This window comes from Mangrovimonas spongiae, from assembly GCF_003944795.1.
GTDB lineage: Bacteria > Bacteroidota > Bacteroidia > Flavobacteriales > Flavobacteriaceae > Mangrovimonas > Mangrovimonas spongiae.
Map to the genome: position 1 here is coordinate 333,219 of NZ_RWBG01000001.1, position 17,015 is coordinate 350,233.

Consider the following 17,015-nt stretch of genomic DNA (forward strand, 5'->3'; position numbering starts at 1 on the left):
GTAAATTTATTAAAAAACAAAAGCATAAATTGCAATAAATTTTAAAAGTTATGAAGAAGAAACTTGAAGCAGAACTAATGAGTATTGCACATAGAATACTCAAGTTAAAGGGACAAGACGATATAGATAAAATGCATAAAGAAGTGGCCAAACTTTACGAAAAACTAACTGTTTTAAAGTTTGCAAAAGAAAATTTAGATGATGAGTTGCCAACGATAGGCAGCGATTCGTCGTTTTTTGATATGCTAGATGTAGCCTTTAATAATAAAGTAAGTGATACAATTGAAGTTGAGGATAAAGTTTACATTAATCTAGATGATAATGATGATGAAGGCATTATGGAGCCAGCTATAGAAAAAATTAAAGATATGGTAGCCCAAATGCCTCACGAATCGCAACAAGTAGATGAGGTGTTTGAAAAAGCAATTCCGAAAAAGAAGTACCATAAGAACGACCTTGAGGAAATAACAGCCGATTTTAAAGAAGTTCCAGTTTTTGAGCCTGTATCAAAACAAACGAAGCAAAAAAAATCGTTAAACGATAAATTAAAAAAAGGTATTAATATTGGGCTTAACGATAAAATAGCCTTTATTAAGCACTTGTTTAATGGCGAAAGTGAAGATTACGACCGCGTCTTATCACAATTAAATACGACCTCTAATTATACCGAGGCCGAAGAGCTAATTCAAAACATGGTAAAACCAGATTATAACAACTGGGAAGGTAAAGAAGAATTTGAAGAGCGCTTCATGCAAATTATAGAAAGTAAGTTTAATTAGTAATTAAGGTAAATCCATCCAATAATAGGGTTACTTTGTCCTTCTATATTTAAAATATAATAATACGTGCCTACAGGTAATTTATTATCTTTTTTGTGTAACAATCCTTGGTTGGATGTTCCGTTCCAGTTATTTAAATAATTGGATGTTTCAAAAACTAAAACACCATATCTGTTAAATATTTTAATATGATTTGTGTAATCCTCTAAGCAAGGAATGACTAAGGCATCATTAAAACCATCGTTATTTGGTGTAATTAATTCAGGAATAACAAGGCATCCATCTACTGATACAGAGGCAGAATCTTCGTTGTTTTCTGTGTTTCTATCAGGCTGATCAAGTGATTGTAGTAATGCTGTGTTTAAAAGATTATTAGATGATACTACTTGAGCCGTTATGGTTAATGTTTCAGATTGATTAGGTAATAACGAAGGTAAACTCCATATAGAAGTGTTTAAGTTATAAACGCCTAGACTAGTTGAAAAATCAATAAAGCTATACCCATTAGGTAGGAGATCATAAATTTCTATATTAGTAGCCTGAGTAGTTCCCAAGTTTGTTGCTGAAATTGTAAAAGTAATAGTGTCTCCTAAAGAAACATCTTCTTGAGAAACTGTTTTTTCAACGGCAACATCGACATCTGATGTATCTTCTAAAACATTTAATGTAGCATGGGCTTGAGAGGTGTCGATATTTACTTGATTAGTAAAATTACTGCTACTATTAGTGTAAAAACCAGATGTGTTTGAGGTAACAGGTACAGAGAACGTACAAGATGATACGCCTTCTGGAAAATATAAGTTTGTTACTTGGAAAGAGTTAGTGCCAATATTTGCTGTAAATGTAGCGGTGCAACCATTACTGGTTTCCCAAGAAACATCGCCATTTATTAAAATATTTGGAGGCAAGATGTCTGTAAAAGAAATATTATTCTGTTCTTCATTAGAAGAGATATTAGTAACGGTAAAAGTTAAAACACTCTCTTCACCAACATAAATTTCTTCTGGTGTAAAAGATTTTATAACATTTGGTGCAGAAACTCTAACACTACTAATAGAGATATTGGTTTCAGGTGTTAACTCTTCATTGTTTATAATATTAGGTATTGCTTCGGATGTGTTAATAAATACACCGCCATAACTTGGTGCTTCAACAGGAATAAATACTCTAACTGTAGAATTTGCTTCCATACTTGGAATAATACCAGAAATAAAATTATCTGAAACCGTAAAACTGTTTATGCAAGTAGCATTACCTGAAGTAACTTGACAAATAGGCGTACCAACAATAGTAAAAGGTGCTTCTAGCGTGTTTTCGAAAAGGACATTAATAGCCTCAGAGCTTGTTACGCTATTAGTAACATCAACCACCCAATTAAATGGTTGGTTTGTAGTAACAGTTGGAAACTCAGGAAAGGTTTGCACAACTAAATCTATACAAGGTGCAAAATAAGTCGTTACAGTAGCTTCGTTATTACTAGTATTAGGCTCTATTAAATTTTCATTAGGATACACTGTAACTTTATTTTCGGCAGTAATTTCTGGAGTTGCACATTTTGGAGACCACAATACTTCTGTTAAAAAAGTTACCGAGCTATTTGCGGGTAAAGCCCAACCGTCTTCTGGAAGGATTTCCCAAAATAGATCAGGGTTTCCATCATTGTCTGATATGCCATCAAGTTCAACATTTATATTAGCATGATCTATAGAGAAACATTGTGCGGTTCCAGTGGTTGAAACACATTCGACAGATTGTAAGCTAGCAGAGTTAATCGCTCCAGAATTAATAAAGTCTTTAAGTTCTATAGTAATATCTGTCTCACTAAGATTGGAAACGGTTATTTCGTAAGTTATAGGAGTTGCCCAAGCAGTTGTATTATCGGTACCAGAGCCTTCTGGAGGTTCTGGGTAAACCTGTGTTTTGGTTACTTCTATGTCAGAAGTATCGCAAAGCTCGACATTACCTTGAGACAAATCAAAATAATCATAATCAAAATTATTATTGAAATAGCTATCACTAATGCCATTGGTTTCTATGGCAATTCCAGATCTAACAATACCATCTATAGTGCCAGAATTAATTACACAATCAGGCTCTAAAAACCTTACTGTAGTTTCTATAACATAAAATTCTCCAACAGGAATATTAAATATATTACTAACCCAATTTTGTAATCCAATATTAAGAGATAATAAATTACATGGAAGTGTTGAAGAACTTTCGATACACGTAACTGAAACAATTTCCCAGTTTACATTCTCATCAGAGACATTCCTTAGGTTAGCTTGAGCATCTACTTCTAATGGCCCATTATTACAAATAGTTGTTTCGAAAACCATTTCTTCTCCCCAAGAAATAGTTTGCCCAATAGTAGGAGAGAGTTGTATTGTTTCTATACAAAGATCTGTTTGTTGGCATTGCGTAGCTTCGATAAGCTCCGTTTGAATAGGGTTAGACTCATTAGAAGACATATTACTGTGGTTAAGAACTAGAGCTCCGCCACTTTCTACCTCTAGAGGGTTATCTATTTGTATAGCACATTCAGGTTCTAAAAAACGGTAAACAGCCTCGATAGTTATTGCACTATTAGGTTGGAATATGTGTGTGTTAGATGTAGAAAACATTAAGCTACCTGTAGCGTTATTAACTAAAACGGGTTCATCGGGCATATTAAAGTTAGATATACAAGCTGTCCCATTAGTAGATTCGATACAATTTACCGATAAGACCTCAACCAAAGCTTCACCAAAAATCTGTGGTGATATCAAACTTAAATAGGCGTAAAATTCATCTAGAGGGTATGCAATCGAACTATTATTAGTAATCGTAAATTGATATGTTACCGTATCGCCCCATGTCGAAATTGGCGTGCCTTCTTCAGGTTGTATTTGTTCTTGATTAATAGTAAAGTCGATAACAACATCTACAATATCTATTGATATTATAGAAATATTATTACTATTGTTATTGTCTGTTGTTTCATTATTAGGAGTTATAGAAGCTTCTGTAGCAATGCCTCCAATAATTTCGGGAGCAATTACAGTAACTAATACCTCTATGCTTGAAGCAGCAGGAAAATTACTTATAGTTCCTGTAATAATATTATCTTGATCTATGTTAAAGTTGGTTATTAAACTAGCGCCATTTGTTGCGTTTTGACTAATAACAGAAACAATACTAGCATTTCCATTTATGGTTTGAGAAAAAATAGCATTTTCGGTACTGTTTCCTATGTTGCTTATAGTCACTAAATATTGAAATTCTTCAAAAATGTAGGCTTGCGAAATATCATTACCTAAAAGGTCTTGAGCTTCAACAGATATAGCCAAATCGGTTGTTTGAGAAAAAATATTAGTAGAATTTAATACAAGAAAAACGAAAAGTACAATTATTCTTAACATATCTGTTTTTAAATAGATGGTAATAAACCTGTATGGTTGCGTGAAAATACTATAAAAAGATTGTAAATTTGAATGTTATTATACATTTTATGAGCAAACTTTACATTGTTCCCACACCCATAGGAAATTTAAAAGATATGACTTTTAGAGCTGTTGAAGTTTTAAAGGAAGTTGATTTAATCCTTGCCGAGGACACACGAACATCGGGTAAGTTATTAAAGCATTTCGAAATTTCTACTCCTACGCAATCGCACCATATGCATAACGAGCATAAAACGGTAGAAAGCCTAATTAATAAACTAAAAAGTGGTATAACAATGGCCTTAATAAGCGATGCAGGAACGCCTGCAATCTCCGATCCTGGATTTTTACTTACACGTGCCTGTGTTGAAAACAATATAGATGTAGAGTGTTTACCAGGCGCCACAGCTTTTGTGCCAGCATTAGTAAACAGCGGATTACCAAACGACAAGTTTGTTTTTGAAGGCTTTTTACCAGTAAAAAAAGGGCGCCAAACCCGATTAAAACTATTGGCTGAAGAAACCCGAACCATGATTTTTTACGAAAGTCCGCATAAGCTTATAAAAACGCTTACTCATTTTTGTGAGTATCTTGGTGAAGATAGACAAGTGTCGGTATCTAGAGAACTTACAAAGTTATACGAAGAAACCATAAGAGGAACAGCCCGAGACGTTTTAGACCATTACACTAATAAACCACCAAAAGGTGAAATTGTTATTGTGGTTGGCGGGAGAAAGTAATCCTAATGTCCTCCTAAACTTGTTTCAGCATCTTTTTTGATTAGCTATAAAAGTTTTTGGAGCAATCTAAACATGCTTTCCTTTCTCCCAACCATGTTTTCTTAAATACTGCTCGCCACTTTCTACAGCACCATTTTCAATTGATGTTCCCATACTATCATTCCAACGGTTAAGGTAGCCAAACAATGAAATAACACCTAACATTTCTACAATCTCACCTTCATCCCAATAGGTGTAAAGATTAGATGTAATTTTTTCATCCACAGTATTAGGAATTACCGAAGCTGCTAGAGCAAAATCCAACGCAGCGCGTTCCGCATCAGAAAAAGAAGGGTGAGTTTTGTAGTCCCAAATATTATCTAACTGTTCCTGTTCGGCGCCATAGCGTTCTGCAGCACGAATAGCGTGTGCCTGACAATATCTACAACCTGCTGCATTACTGCTAACCCAAGCAATCATACGTTTTAAGGCAGAGGTAACACGACCTTCGTTGGCCATTACCGCTTTGTTTAAATTAATAAACGCTTTGGAAATCGCAGGTCGGTGTTGCATGGTTAATACCGAATTAGGGCAAAACCCAAGCGTTTCGTTAAAAAACTCGGCAAGTTGTTGGGTTTCTAAATCGTGGTCGGGAGATAGCGGAGAAACTAATGGCATGTGTACTTAGTTTTTAAGTTTTTATATAGTATTTTTGATAGAACAAGTAACAAAAATTTATTTAAAGATGTCTCATAAAGTCACAACTCATTGGAAAGGAAACTCGCAATTTGAATCAGATAACCCAAGCGGTAAAACCCTGTTTATAGACACTTCAGAAGAGCATGGTGGGCATAATTCAGGCTTACGTCCTAAAGCACTAATGTTGTCTTCTTTGGCGGGTTGCTCTGGATTGGATGTGGTGTCTATTTTAGATAAAATGAAAGTGAAAATCTCAGATTTTAGGATAGACACTTATGGCGAACTTACCGAAGAGCATCCTAAATATTACCATACTGTTTCTGTAGAATATCATTTTTATGGAAATCATCTAGATGAAAAAAAAATAAAAAAAGCGGTAGATCTTTCAGTAGATAAATATTGCGGTGTTATGGAAATGTTTCGAAAATTTGCTAATGTAAAAACATCTATTCATTATCATAACGATTAAGTTTTTATGCGTTGGACTTTAAAGCCAAAACCCGAACCACAAAAAATATTACAACTACAGGATGCCTTACAAGTTGATGAATTTGTAGCAACTTTGTTAGTTCAGCGTGGTATTGAAACTTATGAAGATGCCAAACGGTTTTTTCGTCCAAGTTTAAATCATTTACACGATCCATACTTAATGCAAGATATGGATAAAGCTGTTGCCCGTATAGAACAAGCTTTTGCTAATAACGAACGTATTTTAGTGTATGGCGATTACGATGTCGATGGCACGACGGCAGTGTCGTTACTAAGTAGTTACTTACGTACACGAACCGATTTGGTATCAACCTATATTCCAGATCGTTATCAAGAAGGTTACGGTGTATCTTATAAAGGCATTGATTTTGCTAAAGACAACGAGTTTTCACTCATTATTGCCTTAGATTGTGGAATAAAAGCAGTCGATAAAGTCATCTATGCCAAGGAAAAAGGGATTGATTTTATTATTTGCGACCATCACAGACCAGGAAAAGACATTCCAAAAGCGGTAGCTGTTCTAGACCCTAAACGAACCGATTGTAATTATCCTTACAAAGAGCTCTGCGGTTGTGGTGTTGGATTTAAGCTTATACAAGCCTTGGCAAAACATGAAGGAAAAACCATTAAGGATCTAACTCATTATTTAGATTTAGTTGCCATTGCAATAGGAGCCGATATTGTTCCTATTACTGGAGAAAATAGGGTATTGGCGTATTTTGGGTTACAAGTAATCAATAATCAGCCTAGACCAGGTATTAAAGCGTTAATTGCTCAAGTAAAAAAAGAAGAATTAAGCATTACCGATGTGGTTTTTATTATAGCCCCACGCATTAATGCTGCAGGAAGAATGAAACACGGCAATCATGCTGTAACCCTATTAACAGAAACCGATTTTAATCATGCGACTACTTTTGCTACAGAAATAGAAGTCTTTAATACAGATAGAAAAGAAGAAGATAGCCGTATAACCGATGAAGCCCTTCAACAAATTATTGAACAAAACGAAACCGACCGAAAAACCACAGTAGTTTATCAAGAAGATTGGCATAAAGGAGTTATAGGTATTGTGGCCTCTCGATTAACCGAAACGTATTATAGGCCAACTCTAGTATTTACTAAAAGTGGTAATAAATTAGCAGCTTCAGCACGATCGGTTATTGGGTTTGATGTATATAATGCTTTAGAGGCTTGTAGCGAACATATCGAGCAATTTGGAGGCCATAAATACGCCGCAGGATTAACACTTCACCCAGAAAATTATGAAGCTTTTAAACAAGCCTTCGAGGAAGAAGTCTCGCAAACAATAGATTCAACCTTGTTAACACCAGAAATTTCTATCGATGCTAAAATAGATTTAAGCGATATAACGCCTAAATTTTACCGTATTCTAAAACAATTTGCGCCTTTTGGTCCAGGTAATAGAACCCCTGTTTTTATGAGCGAACATTTGCAAGACACAGGCTATGGAAAACAGGTTGGCGATGGGTCGCATTTACGTGTTACAGTAACTAATGGTGCACAAAAAATTGTTGGTATTGGATTTGGTTTAGGAGAGAAGTTATCGCTAATCTCTAATAAAAACCTTTTTAAAGCTGTGTATTCTATCGATGAAAATCATTGGAAAGGAAATGTGTCTTTGCAGCTACGATTAAGAGATATAAAATAGAACCGTCATTCTGAACTTGATTCAGAATTCGTTTAAAATAAATTCTTTCAAGTTTACGTTCTTCTAAAATGAAATATCAACTATTAACCTTTTTCTTTTTGTTTCAAACCATCCTTCTGTCTCAAAACTTAGTTAAAAACCCCAGTTTTGAAGAGTTTAAAAATTGTCCTGAAAGCATAGGCTATTTTAGCTTTGATGAGGATAGAGGAGTAAGATATTGGTTAAGACCTACTGGAGGCACACCTGATTACTTTAATAAATGTAGTAAAACAGTAGGATATACAAACTTTAATGGGCAACAAAACCCTAGAACAGGAAAAGGATATGCAGGTTTTTATGGATTTACTCATGATAATTATCGAGAGTATATTCAAGGAACACTTTCTCAAACATTAGAAAAGGATAAAACATATCAAATTTCATTTTATGTAAGTCTTTCAGAACAGTCAAATAGAGCGATTAGGCATTTTGGAGTTTATTTTTTAGACCGTAAGATGAGTAATATAAATTACGACCGTGTTATTAACGCACATAAAGTTGCTGCCAGAGCAGATAATGTGGCATTTGCTCCTATTTTTAATAAGAATTACCTTAATAATAAAACACAATGGGTGCAAATACAATGTAGCTATAAAGCAAAAGGGTTTGAAACATATTTCTTGATAGGAAATTTTGAGAGCAATTTTAAAAGTGATGTTGAAAAAATAGAACGAAATAAGTTTAAGCCTATGGCTTATTATTATATAGATGATGTGGCGATTTCTTTATTGCGAGAGGATACTAATGAATTAAAAATAAAAGTTCCAGTAGAAAAAGAACACTCTTTTAAAAAAGACAAAACCTATACTTTTAAAAATGTGCTTTTCGACTTTGATAAAGCAACGTTATTAGAAGCTTCAAAAAACGAACTAAATAATTTATATGAACATTTAATTAAACACCCAGAGCTACATATTGAAATTTATGGACATACCGATAATGTAGGTACCCATAAAAGAAATCAGGAATTATCTGAACAACGTGCGAAAGCTGTATCCGACTATTTAATAAATAAAGGACTAGATAAAACAAAAATAAAGTGGTTTGGCTATGGTAGCTCAAAACCAAAAGTAAAAAATAACACAGAGAAAAACAGAGCGATTAACCGTCGGGTAGCGTTTAAATTAATAGAAAAGTAAGTCGGTAATAAGATAACTTAAAATTGCACTCTGCTTGTTATCATAGCTAAAATTAATATAATTCTTTTTTCAGCAGGATTTCATATTGTACTTTTGTACGTTTCAAAATAAGTTTGAGACATGGCCAAAAAAGATCCTTACGCAGCCCTACGAATTAAAGAGTTCAATATTTTTCTTTTAGTAAGGTTTGCTTTAGTTTTTGCATGGTCCATGCAGTTTATTGTCATAGAATGGGAAGTTTATTCTCTAACTAAAGACCCTTTATCATTAGGGATTATAGGTTTAATGGAGGTTATTCCTGCAGTTTCTATGGCGTTATTTGCGGGTCATGTTGTAGACCAAAAGGAAAAACGAAACCTGCTTATTAAATGTATTTTAGCCTTTTCAATAATAAGCTTGGGCTTGTTTTTACTCACCTGGGATTTGGTTATAAAAGACTGGGATAAAAAACTTATTTTATACAGTATCTATTTCTTAGTGTTTTTAGGAGGTTTTGTTAGGGCTTTTATTGGACCAACAGTATTTTCTTTAGTAGCTTTAATTGTGCCTAAAAAACTATATCCTAATGCGGCAACTTGGAGCAGTTCTACATGGCAAATGGCGGCGGTTTTGGGCCCAGCATTAGCAGGGTTTTCTATTCATTGGATAGGTGTACATTGGTCTATGTGCTTAATTTTTGGTTTTACAGTATTTGCTTTAATAGCCTTATTAAATGTTTCTAAAAAACCTATTTTAAACCCTAAAATAGGTGAGCCTGTTGGTAAAAGTTTAAAAGAAGGCTTACGTTTTGTTTTTGGTACCAAAGCTATTCTTGGGGCATTAACCTTAGATATGATTGCTGTATTATTTGGTGGAGCCGTTGCATTATTACCCGTCTTTGCACAAGATATTTTAAAGGTTGGTTCGCAAGGGTTTGGCGTATTACGTGCTGCGCCAGCAGTAGGCGCTTTTATAACCATGTTAGTTACTGCCTATATTCCATTAAGTAGAAAAGCTGGGTTGAAGCTTCTAGGAGCGGTCTTTGGGTTTGGGGTAAGTATTATTGTTTTTGGATTATCCGAAATGTTTTGGATTTCCTTAATAGCTTTATTCTTTAGTGGTGTGTTTGATGGCGTTTCTGTAGTGATTAGACAAACTATTCTACAATTAAAAACCCCCGATCATATGCGTGGTCGTGTAGCATCGGTAAATTCTATGTTTGTTGGGTCTTCTAACGAATTAGGCGCTTTTGAAAGTGGTTTAACAGCCAAACTTATGGGAACCGTTACTGCTGTTGTTTTTGGTGGTTCCATGACGTTACTTACCGTAATTTCTATGGGGTTAATTTCGCCATCTTTTAGACGTTTAGATTTAACCAAAGATGTTGAAGCACACGATGATGAAGAATAGATAAATTACTCTATTTTGATAAGCTCTAAATTATCGTCTATAGCATCACTTTTGGCATGAATTAAAAACGTATTTTCATTGGCTTCTAAAATAGTTACATGCATTTGCTTTCCTACAATCCCTTCTGATCCAATAGTGTTACTTACTACTTTTGTATAAGTTAAAATATATTCACAATCTGATACCCATTCAATATCGCTATGAACTTCTAAACCATTTTGAGGCACTTCTTCAATTTGTGAGGACGCCGTTCTTGTTATAACACCAGGAAATGATGATTCTCCAGTGTATTTAAATGTGCCTGTTTTAAATGCGTTGCAATTGGAAGGTTTTTCAGCACAAGAAAACAAAAAAGAGAGTGTTAATAGTAGTAATAAGTTTTTTTTCATTTTAATTAAAAGTATGAAGTTTAAAAGTATCCCCATCAAAAACACCATAGGTATAGTAGTTTATCCAATCGCCTAAATTAATGTATTTAGATGTTTCGTTGAGGTTTATTTCTAGAGGCAAATGTCTGTGACCAAACACATAAAAATCGTGATGTTTTTGGGCTTCTTTTCGTTTGCAATATTGCACTAACCACTCGTTATCTTCGCCAAGGAATTTGGCATCTTCTTCACCAGAAATAAGTTTGTTTTCTACAGAAAGGTATTGAGCCAATTTTACGCCTAAATCTGGATGTAACCATCGGAACAACCATTTACAAAACGGATTTGTAAAGACTTTTTTCATACGTTTATAGCCTTTGTCTCCTGGGCCTAAACCATCACCATGACCAATTAAAAAGGTTTTGTTGTTAAACGTAAATGTTTTGGGTTTATGGTATACAGGTATGTTTAATTCTTCTTCAAAATAACCATTCATCCATAAATCATGATTGCCCACAAAATAGTAAATAGGAATACCGGCATCCGAAATTTCGGCAAGCTTCCCTAAGGTCCTGGTAAATCCTTTAGGAACAACGGTTTTATATTCAAACCAAAAATCAAATAAATCGCCAAGTAAGAAAATAGCCGCCGCATCTTGTTTAACGTTGTCTAACCAGTTAACAAATTTTTTTTCGCGTGGCAACGACGTTTTTTTATTGGGTGCTCCTAAGTGATTATCGGAGGCAAAATAAATTTTTTTTCCTTTTGGGATATTCATGAAGTAAATATAATAGATGCTAAGTCAAGTTTAGCATAACAAATCATTTTTAATTATCGCAAGCGTACCATTCGGCATAACTCGTATCGGTCTCCTGAAGCTTTAAAGCGTGTAGTTTAATATTGTCAGGCAAACGTTTTTTAATTTTTTTTGCAAAATCTATGACCATCATTTCACTTGTTGGTTGGTAATCCACCAACATAACGTTGTGTCCGCGGTCTTGTAGTTCTTTGGCGAGTTCTACATGCGGGGTGTTTTTATTAAAAACCGTAGCATGGTCAAACACATCAACAATATCTTCTTTCACGATTTTTTTTAAATCACCAAAATCGATAACCATACCGTATTTTACATTGGAAGTATCGTTAATAGGCTTTCCTATTACAGTTACCGATAGTTTATAGCTATGTCCATGTACATTTTTGCACTTTCCGTCGTAGCCGTAAAGGGCGTGTCCTGTTTCAAAAGAAAATAGTTTAGTGATTCTAATATGACTCATGTTGTAAAAAAATTTCATTGCAAAGGTATCGATTTTGTAAAAGCAATCGGATTTTAAATTACATTTACACACTTTTTGTGATTTAAGTTTATGAGCGAGCTTTTTGAGCGATTGGATTTTGTTGAAAATCCACAATATGAACGCATTATTTCAGATTTACTGGAGCAACAATACAGTATTGTTGAAGCGTTTTTTACTGAAACCGAAGTACATGCACTTCGACATGATTTACTAGCAAAGCAAGAGGACGATGCCTTTAAAAAAGCTGCGATAGGGAATAAAGTAAACGAGAGTGTTGTAAAGACTATTCGTGGCGATCAAATTTTTTGGATTGATGAGGCAAAAGCAAATGCTTCCGAACAGTTATTTTTTACTAAAGTAAACGATTTAATTGCTTACTTAAACAAAACATGCTTTATGGGAATTTTGCATAAGGAGTTTCATTATGCTATTTATCCTAAAGGCACATTTTATAAACGCCATTTAGATACGTTTCAAAATGATGATAGACGAAAATTGTCTATAGTTTGTTATTTAAACGATGAAGATTGGACGCCAGAAAATGGCGGCGAATTGGTGTTGTATTTAAATAATGAAGGGCAAGAAATACCAAAAGTTATTTATCCATTTCCCGGTAGGATGGTTATTTTTGAGAGTCAGTTGCTAGAGCATGAAGTAAAACCTGTAAATACTAAAAGACTTAGTATTACTGGGTGGTTAAAAACACGATAAATTATCTTCTGCGGCCTCTATTTCGGTTATAAAAATAGATGATAATTAAGACGACTGCTAAAAGCAAAAAGAGTTGATTACCCATAATTAATTGTTGTTCATTTTATTTTTATTGTACCTATAAAATAAGTAGGCAATAGCAACTAATACTACAAAAGGCAGTAAGGTTCCAATAAACACACCTATTTCGTAGTGATTATCAGGAGCGTTTTTTATTTTTTCTTCAATATTTACTTGTTGTAATAGTGCTAACATAACCTGTTTTATAAGCATAACAAAGTTATTGTTTTTGTGCTAATGGTAAAAAGAGTTGTCTAAATTTTATAATTAATGGTACGCCTCGGGCAATAATCCAGACCGTCATGGCTGTAAAAACAGCATAGAGTTTATATTCCAACTGGTCTAAAAATAAAAGCACAGGAATAAAGACGATAAAAGTAGCAAAGAGTAAGAGGTTTCTTAGATATTTCATCATTCCTAACCCTTTAAACATACCATCAAAAATAAATGCTAAAGCACAAAGTGGTTGCATGGCAAGTACGATCCAGAAAATATTATAAAACTGATTTAAAACCGCTTGGTCATCGGTAAAAATTTCGCCAATACGATAGTAAAACAACGCGCCAAAAATAGCGATAACTATTCCAGAAACGATTCCAAAACCAATAAGTTTATTACTTAATTTAATTAAGGAATGGTAGTGTTTTGCACCATACAGTTTTCCAGATAAAATATTGCCAGCACTAGCATAGCCATCGATTAAAAAAGCACCAAAAAACCAAATATTAATAGCAATGGTATAAGCAGCAATATACTCTGCACCATAGCTAGTTGAAAAGGAACTAGCAAAATATAATGTCACATTAAGCGCAATGGTTCTTATAAAGAGGTTAAGTACCATAGCACTAAATTTTTTAAGTTCTTTATTTAATGGTAATTGCACTTTTAGTGGTATAGGCGTTTTTTTAAGTAAATAAATAGCCGAAATAAGCGCCATTAAAATTTGAGCAATAACACTAGCATAAGCAGCACCTTTAATGTGTAAAGCAGGGATTAAACCATCTATGCCATAAACCAGAATAATATCTAAAGCAATATTGGTTGATGCGCCAATAATAGCAATAATCATAGGGTATAATGTGTTTTGAAGTCCGCGAAAAGCCCCAAAAACAGCAATTGTAAATAATGTAAACGGAAACCCAAATATTCGTATGTTGTAATACTCTACACAATAATCAAGTATCAATCCTGATGCATTATATAGCTTAAAAATATGCTCAGAAAATGGGAATGTAGTTACAATAATAAACACACTAATCATTATAATAATAACAATAGCTTGTCCAGGTAACGATTTAACTTCATCTAATTTTCCTGCGCCTAAATATTGCGAAATAATAGACGAAATAGCACTTCGTGTTTGCCCAAACACCCAAATAAGCATAGACAAAAAAGTTGTAACAATGCCAACAGCAGCAAGCGACTGGGTAGCATTAACATCTATATTACCTACTACAGCCGTATCGGTTAACGATAGTATAGGTTCGGAAATTCCAGCTATTAATGCAGGAATGGCCAATCGGTTTATGTTTTTTGTGCTTAAATCTGCGTTCAAGAGATGAAATTGTAAGTGTGATTTTTTTTAGAACTGCTAAGGTCGTAAAATTTATTAAATCAATACATTTAAAGAAGTCGCAATCAAAATAAATTTAATGTGTATTTTTGCATTCTAACTTGTTTATAATCTTGATTATGAAGTCTATATTAGTTCCTGTGGGATCCTCGAAAAATGCTGTAAACCATTTACAATACGCTATAGATTTTGCTAAAGCTTTTGGCGCCAAGGTGTATGTAGTGCAAATTTACAATGTATATACCAAAGCAGGAACCATGCTAAAAGTAGATCATATTTTGGAGCGCGAAAGTTTAGAGTTTTTAAATTCTCATGTTAGTAAAGTTGATAAAAAAGGTGTTGAGGTTGAGGTTAAAACATTTAAAGGAAAGCTTATAGATACCATAGAATTGGTTTGTAAAACGCTTGATATAGACTTAATTTTAATTGAACCTAGAACTAATTCTAACCGTGAAGAAGTGTACTTAGGGAAGACCTCAGGTAAAATTGTTAAGCAAACCAATATTCCTGCTTTAATTGTTCCAGAAGGCTATACTTTTAAGCCTATTATTTATATTTTAATAGCTCTAAAATCAGCTAATATTAAGAAAGAAGGTGTTTTAAAGCCATTAAAAGATATCCAAAACCAATTTAAATCTATTGTTAATTTATTATTGGTAAAAACGCCGTTTTACAATGAAGGCGATTTTGATGTAAATACCGAGTTGCAAGCACTACTTACTAAGACCACTAAAAGTGAAAACGCGACAACATTTCAAGGCGTGTTAGAGCATTATAAAGATAACGACCCGGATTTACTGTGCGTAGTAAGAAGAAAACGTGGCTTCTTCACTAAGCTTTGGGAGAAGAATACGATTCTTAAAAAAGACTTTAATAGTAAAACGTTGCCTGTTTTAGTATTAAGTGGACTAAAATAAATTTATAAGAAAACAGTATTTATGTTTATAAAAATACTATTTTCGCTTTTATAATGGGGCATTAGCTCAGCTGGCTAGAGCGTTTGGCTGGCAGCCAAAAGGTCATCGGTTCGACTCCGATATGCTCCACAATTATTTTTTATATATGCCCTATTTACGTTGTTTTCGTGGATAGGGTTTTTTAATTGTGCCCACATTTATACAGCATAAAAAAATCACTTATTTTTAGGTGTATCTTGTTTTTCAATTAGCTGTTTTACTTGGTTTATTTCTTTTTGTAGATTATTGACTTTAGCCTCTAAAACTTCAATTTTAGATTGTTGTTTCGGGCTTTCATAAAAACCATTATATATTGTATATAAACCACCAAAAACGGCAATTATAAATGTAGGCCAAAAAGCATACATTTGCCATTTTTTCATTCTTAGAGTATTTTTAGGATATGGAATAATATCAATATCAAAATACTTTTTATCAACAGATATTTCTTTATAGTACTTACCAGTTACGGTTAACTTAAATGCAACTCTTTTTAATTGCCATGAATGTGGTTTATAATCATTCCCCATAACTTGTTTTATCGCAAATGTTGCACCACAATAATCGACATTTTCATCATGAATATGTTTTTTCACTCTTTCAACAGCTCTCAAATAGTCACTCCTTGTCATAGGGGCTTGTTTGTTATTTTTCATTTATGAAATTTTTAAATGTCTTAAATTTAGATAATTATTTAATTCTTACTACCCAAAAACTATATTAAGTAATATTGCAGGCCTATTAATAATGTAGTGATTTTACCTTATATTTTCATTATGCTTTTTAAAATAAGGTAAAGGTTAAGTATAATTACGCTCCACACAAAACCCCGAAATTATTCGGGGTTTTTCTTTTTAAAACATACAATAAAATACGATTTTCTGCTTAACTTTTATCTGAGGACATTTTTGTGTATTCTAATACCAAACCACTAAACCAATCCCAGTCTACAGCATTGTAAGGGTATTTTTTTATAAAGTTTTCGTTGTCGCCAAATAAAAAGTTGTAATTCTCTTCAAAATCACTTTTGTGTAGCCAAATAATTTTATCGTCTTTTTTTACATAATACGATTTTATAACACCGCCGCCAATTTTAGGCGCTCCGCCAAACCTAACACCACCCGTTTCTTTTGCAAAAGGGTCGTGATATACAGCAATAATATGACTGAAATTAGGGTTTAAAAGCTGCATTAAAAACTCTTGTTTGTCTTTTTTGTTTTTTAAAGAAACCATCTGGTTTTCAAAATAAATTTGATCGCTAGAGGTTACTTTGCTCATGCTATTTCTACCCATTCCCCAATTATTTATTTTTTTGGAAGCTTTGTTAAATTTTTCCATACCGCTAGCAAATAAATAAGCTTCGGCAATATCTTTTACATTAAGTGTCATTTTATCCCCAGAAATACTGTCTTTAAAATATACTTTGTGTATTTGCCCCTTTTTTGTAATAACACTTTTGCAATAGCCTTTATAAGTTGTGCCATCTTTCATGATTAGTGTAGAAAGCTTTTTTCTAGCTGGTGTGTTAAAGCCTTCATTAAAGTAGTATGCTTTTAGCATATCTATTTCATCATCAGTATATTTTATTTTGTCTTGAGAAAAAGAAAGTCCGGTAAAAAACAATGTTAAGACTAAAAGAAGTTTTGATGCCATAATGTTACGTTTAGTTAGGTTATTGATTCTTATTCAAAGGAACAACAAAACA

At 33.5% G+C, this 17,015-nt stretch carries 17 protein-coding genes and 1 tRNA gene; 9 read left to right on the forward strand and 9 right to left on the reverse strand.

Annotation, left to right across the window (positions count from 1 at the left end; genetic code table 11):
• Nucleotides 1–50 precede the first annotated feature (50 nt).
• Entirely contained in the window at nt 51–779 is a 729-nt protein-coding gene (locus tag EJA19_RS01575) for a hypothetical protein (RefSeq protein WP_125466585.1), read from the forward strand.
• Here EJA19_RS01575 and EJA19_RS01580 read toward each other — a convergent pair.
• Nucleotides 776–4,180 (reverse strand): DUF7933 domain-containing protein, encoded by a 3,405-nt coding sequence (locus tag EJA19_RS01580; RefSeq protein ID WP_125466586.1) that lies wholly within the window; start codon nt 4,178–4,180, stop codon nt 776–778. The genes EJA19_RS01575 and EJA19_RS01580 overlap by 4 nt on opposite strands.
• 89 nt (nt 4,181–4,269) lie before the next feature.
• Here EJA19_RS01580 and rsmI point away from each other — a divergent pair, with 89 nt between their 5' ends.
• Entirely contained in the window at nt 4,270–4,941 is a 672-nt protein-coding gene (gene rsmI, locus EJA19_RS01585; protein WP_125466587.1) for a 16S rRNA (cytidine(1402)-2'-O)-methyltransferase, read from the forward strand.
• Nucleotides 4,942–5,007: 66 nt separating this feature from the next.
• On the opposite strand, the gene EJA19_RS01590 is transcribed toward rsmI, so the two are convergent.
• Nucleotides 5,008–5,598, reverse strand: coding sequence for a carboxymuconolactone decarboxylase family protein (locus EJA19_RS01590; RefSeq protein ID WP_125466588.1), 591 nt, complete (start codon nt 5,596–5,598; stop codon nt 5,008–5,010).
• Nucleotides 5,599–5,665: 67 nt separating this feature from the next.
• On the opposite strand from EJA19_RS01590, the gene EJA19_RS01595 reads away from it, so the two are divergent.
• From EJA19_RS01595 to EJA19_RS01610, 4 genes are all read left to right on the forward strand, one after another.
• On the forward strand, nt 5,666–6,088 hold the full coding sequence (locus EJA19_RS01595) for an OsmC family protein (RefSeq protein WP_125466589.1): 423 nt from the start codon (nt 5,666–5,668) through the stop codon (nt 6,086–6,088).
• A gap of 6 nt (nt 6,089–6,094) precedes the next feature.
• Complete coding sequence (gene recJ, locus EJA19_RS01600) at nt 6,095–7,777, forward strand: single-stranded-DNA-specific exonuclease RecJ (RefSeq protein WP_125466590.1); 1,683 nt, start codon at nt 6,095–6,097, stop codon at nt 7,775–7,777.
• Between the two features lie 68 nt (nt 7,778–7,845).
• Entirely contained in the window at nt 7,846–8,955 is a 1,110-nt protein-coding gene (locus EJA19_RS01605) for an OmpA family protein (protein ID WP_125466591.1), read from the forward strand.
• A gap of 120 nt (nt 8,956–9,075) precedes the next feature.
• Nucleotides 9,076–10,344, forward strand: a complete 1,269-nt coding sequence (locus EJA19_RS01610; protein ID WP_125466592.1) for an MFS transporter — start codon at nt 9,076–9,078, stop codon at nt 10,342–10,344.
• Nucleotides 10,345–10,349: 5 nt separating this feature from the next.
• Here EJA19_RS01610 and EJA19_RS01615 read toward each other — a convergent pair whose 3' ends face one another.
• Genes EJA19_RS01615 through EJA19_RS01625 form a run of 3 tightly spaced genes read right to left on the reverse strand, consistent with a single transcriptional unit; the run spans nt 10,350 to nt 11,989 of the window.
• Entirely contained in the window at nt 10,350–10,733 is a 384-nt protein-coding gene (locus EJA19_RS01615; protein WP_125466593.1) for a hypothetical protein, read from the reverse strand.
• Between the two features lies 1 nt (nt 10,734).
• A complete protein-coding gene (locus tag EJA19_RS01620; RefSeq protein ID WP_125466594.1) occupies nt 10,735–11,490 on the reverse strand; it encodes a UDP-2,3-diacylglucosamine diphosphatase in 756 nt (251 codons plus the stop codon).
• Nucleotides 11,491–11,539: 49 nt separating this feature from the next.
• The gene (locus EJA19_RS01625; protein WP_125466595.1) at nt 11,540–11,989 is read right to left on the reverse strand and encodes a 6-pyruvoyl trahydropterin synthase family protein; all 450 of its coding nucleotides are present in this window, start codon (nt 11,987–11,989) and stop codon (nt 11,540–11,542) included.
• A gap of 90 nt (nt 11,990–12,079) precedes the next feature.
• On the opposite strand from EJA19_RS01625, the gene EJA19_RS01630 reads away from it, so the two are divergent.
• Nucleotides 12,080–12,721 carry a 2OG-Fe(II) oxygenase gene (locus EJA19_RS01630; protein ID WP_125466596.1) on the forward strand — a complete coding sequence of 214 codons (642 nt, stop codon included), beginning with the start codon at nt 12,080–12,082 and terminating at the stop codon, nt 12,719–12,721.
• A gap of 87 nt (nt 12,722–12,808) precedes the next feature.
• Here the strand turns inward: EJA19_RS01630 and EJA19_RS01635 are convergent, their stop codons facing one another.
• Both EJA19_RS01635 and EJA19_RS01640 read right to left on the reverse strand, forming a co-directional pair.
• On the reverse strand, nt 12,809–12,994 hold the full coding sequence (locus EJA19_RS01635) for a hypothetical protein (protein WP_125466597.1): 186 nt from the start codon (nt 12,992–12,994) through the stop codon (nt 12,809–12,811).
• A 7-nt stretch (nt 12,995–13,001) separates the two neighbouring features.
• Nucleotides 13,002–14,336 carry an MATE family efflux transporter gene (locus EJA19_RS01640; protein ID WP_125466598.1) on the reverse strand — a complete coding sequence of 445 codons (1,335 nt, stop codon included), beginning with the start codon at nt 14,334–14,336 and terminating at the stop codon, nt 13,002–13,004.
• 137 nt (nt 14,337–14,473) lie between these two features.
• On the opposite strand from EJA19_RS01640, the gene EJA19_RS01645 reads away from it, so the two are divergent.
• Together EJA19_RS01645 and EJA19_RS01650 are read left to right on the forward strand one after the other, a co-directional pair.
• Nucleotides 14,474–15,271, forward strand: coding sequence for a universal stress protein (locus tag EJA19_RS01645; protein ID WP_125466599.1), 798 nt, complete (start codon nt 14,474–14,476; stop codon nt 15,269–15,271).
• A gap of 55 nt (nt 15,272–15,326) precedes the next feature.
• A tRNA-Ala gene (locus EJA19_RS01650) sits at nt 15,327–15,400 on the forward strand.
• Between the two features lie 86 nt (nt 15,401–15,486).
• On the opposite strand, the gene EJA19_RS01655 is transcribed toward EJA19_RS01650, so the two are convergent.
• Nucleotides 15,487–15,966: a hypothetical protein gene (locus EJA19_RS01655; RefSeq protein ID WP_125466600.1), complete on the reverse strand. Its 480-nt coding sequence runs from the start codon at nt 15,964–15,966 to the stop codon at nt 15,487–15,489.
• A 229-nt stretch (nt 15,967–16,195) separates the two neighbouring features.
• Nucleotides 16,196–16,963: a hypothetical protein gene (locus EJA19_RS01660; protein WP_125466601.1), complete on the reverse strand. Its 768-nt coding sequence runs from the start codon at nt 16,961–16,963 to the stop codon at nt 16,196–16,198.
• Nucleotides 16,964–17,015 lie beyond the last annotated feature (52 nt).

Excerpts from the sequence above, each read along its gene's own strand:
- EJA19_RS01655 (WP_125466600.1), bottom strand. The coding sequence starts at position 15,966 with ATGAAAAATAACAAACAAGCCCCTATGACAAGGAGTGACTATTTGAGA.
- EJA19_RS01635 (WP_125466597.1), bottom strand. The coding sequence starts at position 12,994 with ATGCTTATAAAACAGGTTATGTTAGCACTATTACAACAAGTAAATATT.
- EJA19_RS01590 (WP_125466588.1), bottom strand. The coding sequence starts at position 5,598 with ATGCCATTAGTTTCTCCGCTATCTCCCGACCACGATTTAGAAACCCAA.
- rsmI (WP_125466587.1), top strand. The coding sequence starts at position 4,270 with ATGAGCAAACTTTACATTGTTCCCACACCCATAGGAAATTTAAAAGAT.
- EJA19_RS01645 (WP_125466599.1), top strand. The coding sequence starts at position 14,474 with ATGAAGTCTATATTAGTTCCTGTGGGATCCTCGAAAAATGCTGTAAAC.
- EJA19_RS01610 (WP_125466592.1), top strand. The coding sequence starts at position 9,076 with ATGGCCAAAAAAGATCCTTACGCAGCCCTACGAATTAAAGAGTTCAAT.
- EJA19_RS01625 (WP_125466595.1), bottom strand. The coding sequence starts at position 11,989 with ATGAGTCATATTAGAATCACTAAACTATTTTCTTTTGAAACAGGACAC.
- EJA19_RS01660 (WP_125466601.1), bottom strand. The coding sequence starts at position 16,963 with ATGGCATCAAAACTTCTTTTAGTCTTAACATTGTTTTTTACCGGACTT.
- recJ (WP_125466590.1), top strand. The coding sequence starts at position 6,095 with ATGCGTTGGACTTTAAAGCCAAAACCCGAACCACAAAAAATATTACAA.
- EJA19_RS01615 (WP_125466593.1), bottom strand. The coding sequence starts at position 10,733 with ATGAAAAAAAACTTATTACTACTATTAACACTCTCTTTTTTGTTTTCT.
- EJA19_RS01595 (WP_125466589.1), top strand. The coding sequence starts at position 5,666 with ATGTCTCATAAAGTCACAACTCATTGGAAAGGAAACTCGCAATTTGAA.
- EJA19_RS01620 (WP_125466594.1), bottom strand. The coding sequence starts at position 11,490 with ATGAATATCCCAAAAGGAAAAAAAATTTATTTTGCCTCCGATAATCAC.
- EJA19_RS01605 (WP_125466591.1), top strand. The coding sequence starts at position 7,846 with ATGAAATATCAACTATTAACCTTTTTCTTTTTGTTTCAAACCATCCTT.
- EJA19_RS01575 (WP_125466585.1), top strand. The coding sequence starts at position 51 with ATGAAGAAGAAACTTGAAGCAGAACTAATGAGTATTGCACATAGAATA.
- EJA19_RS01580 (WP_125466586.1), bottom strand. The coding sequence starts at position 4,180 with ATGTTAAGAATAATTGTACTTTTCGTTTTTCTTGTATTAAATTCTACT.
- EJA19_RS01630 (WP_125466596.1), top strand. The coding sequence starts at position 12,080 with ATGAGCGAGCTTTTTGAGCGATTGGATTTTGTTGAAAATCCACAATAT.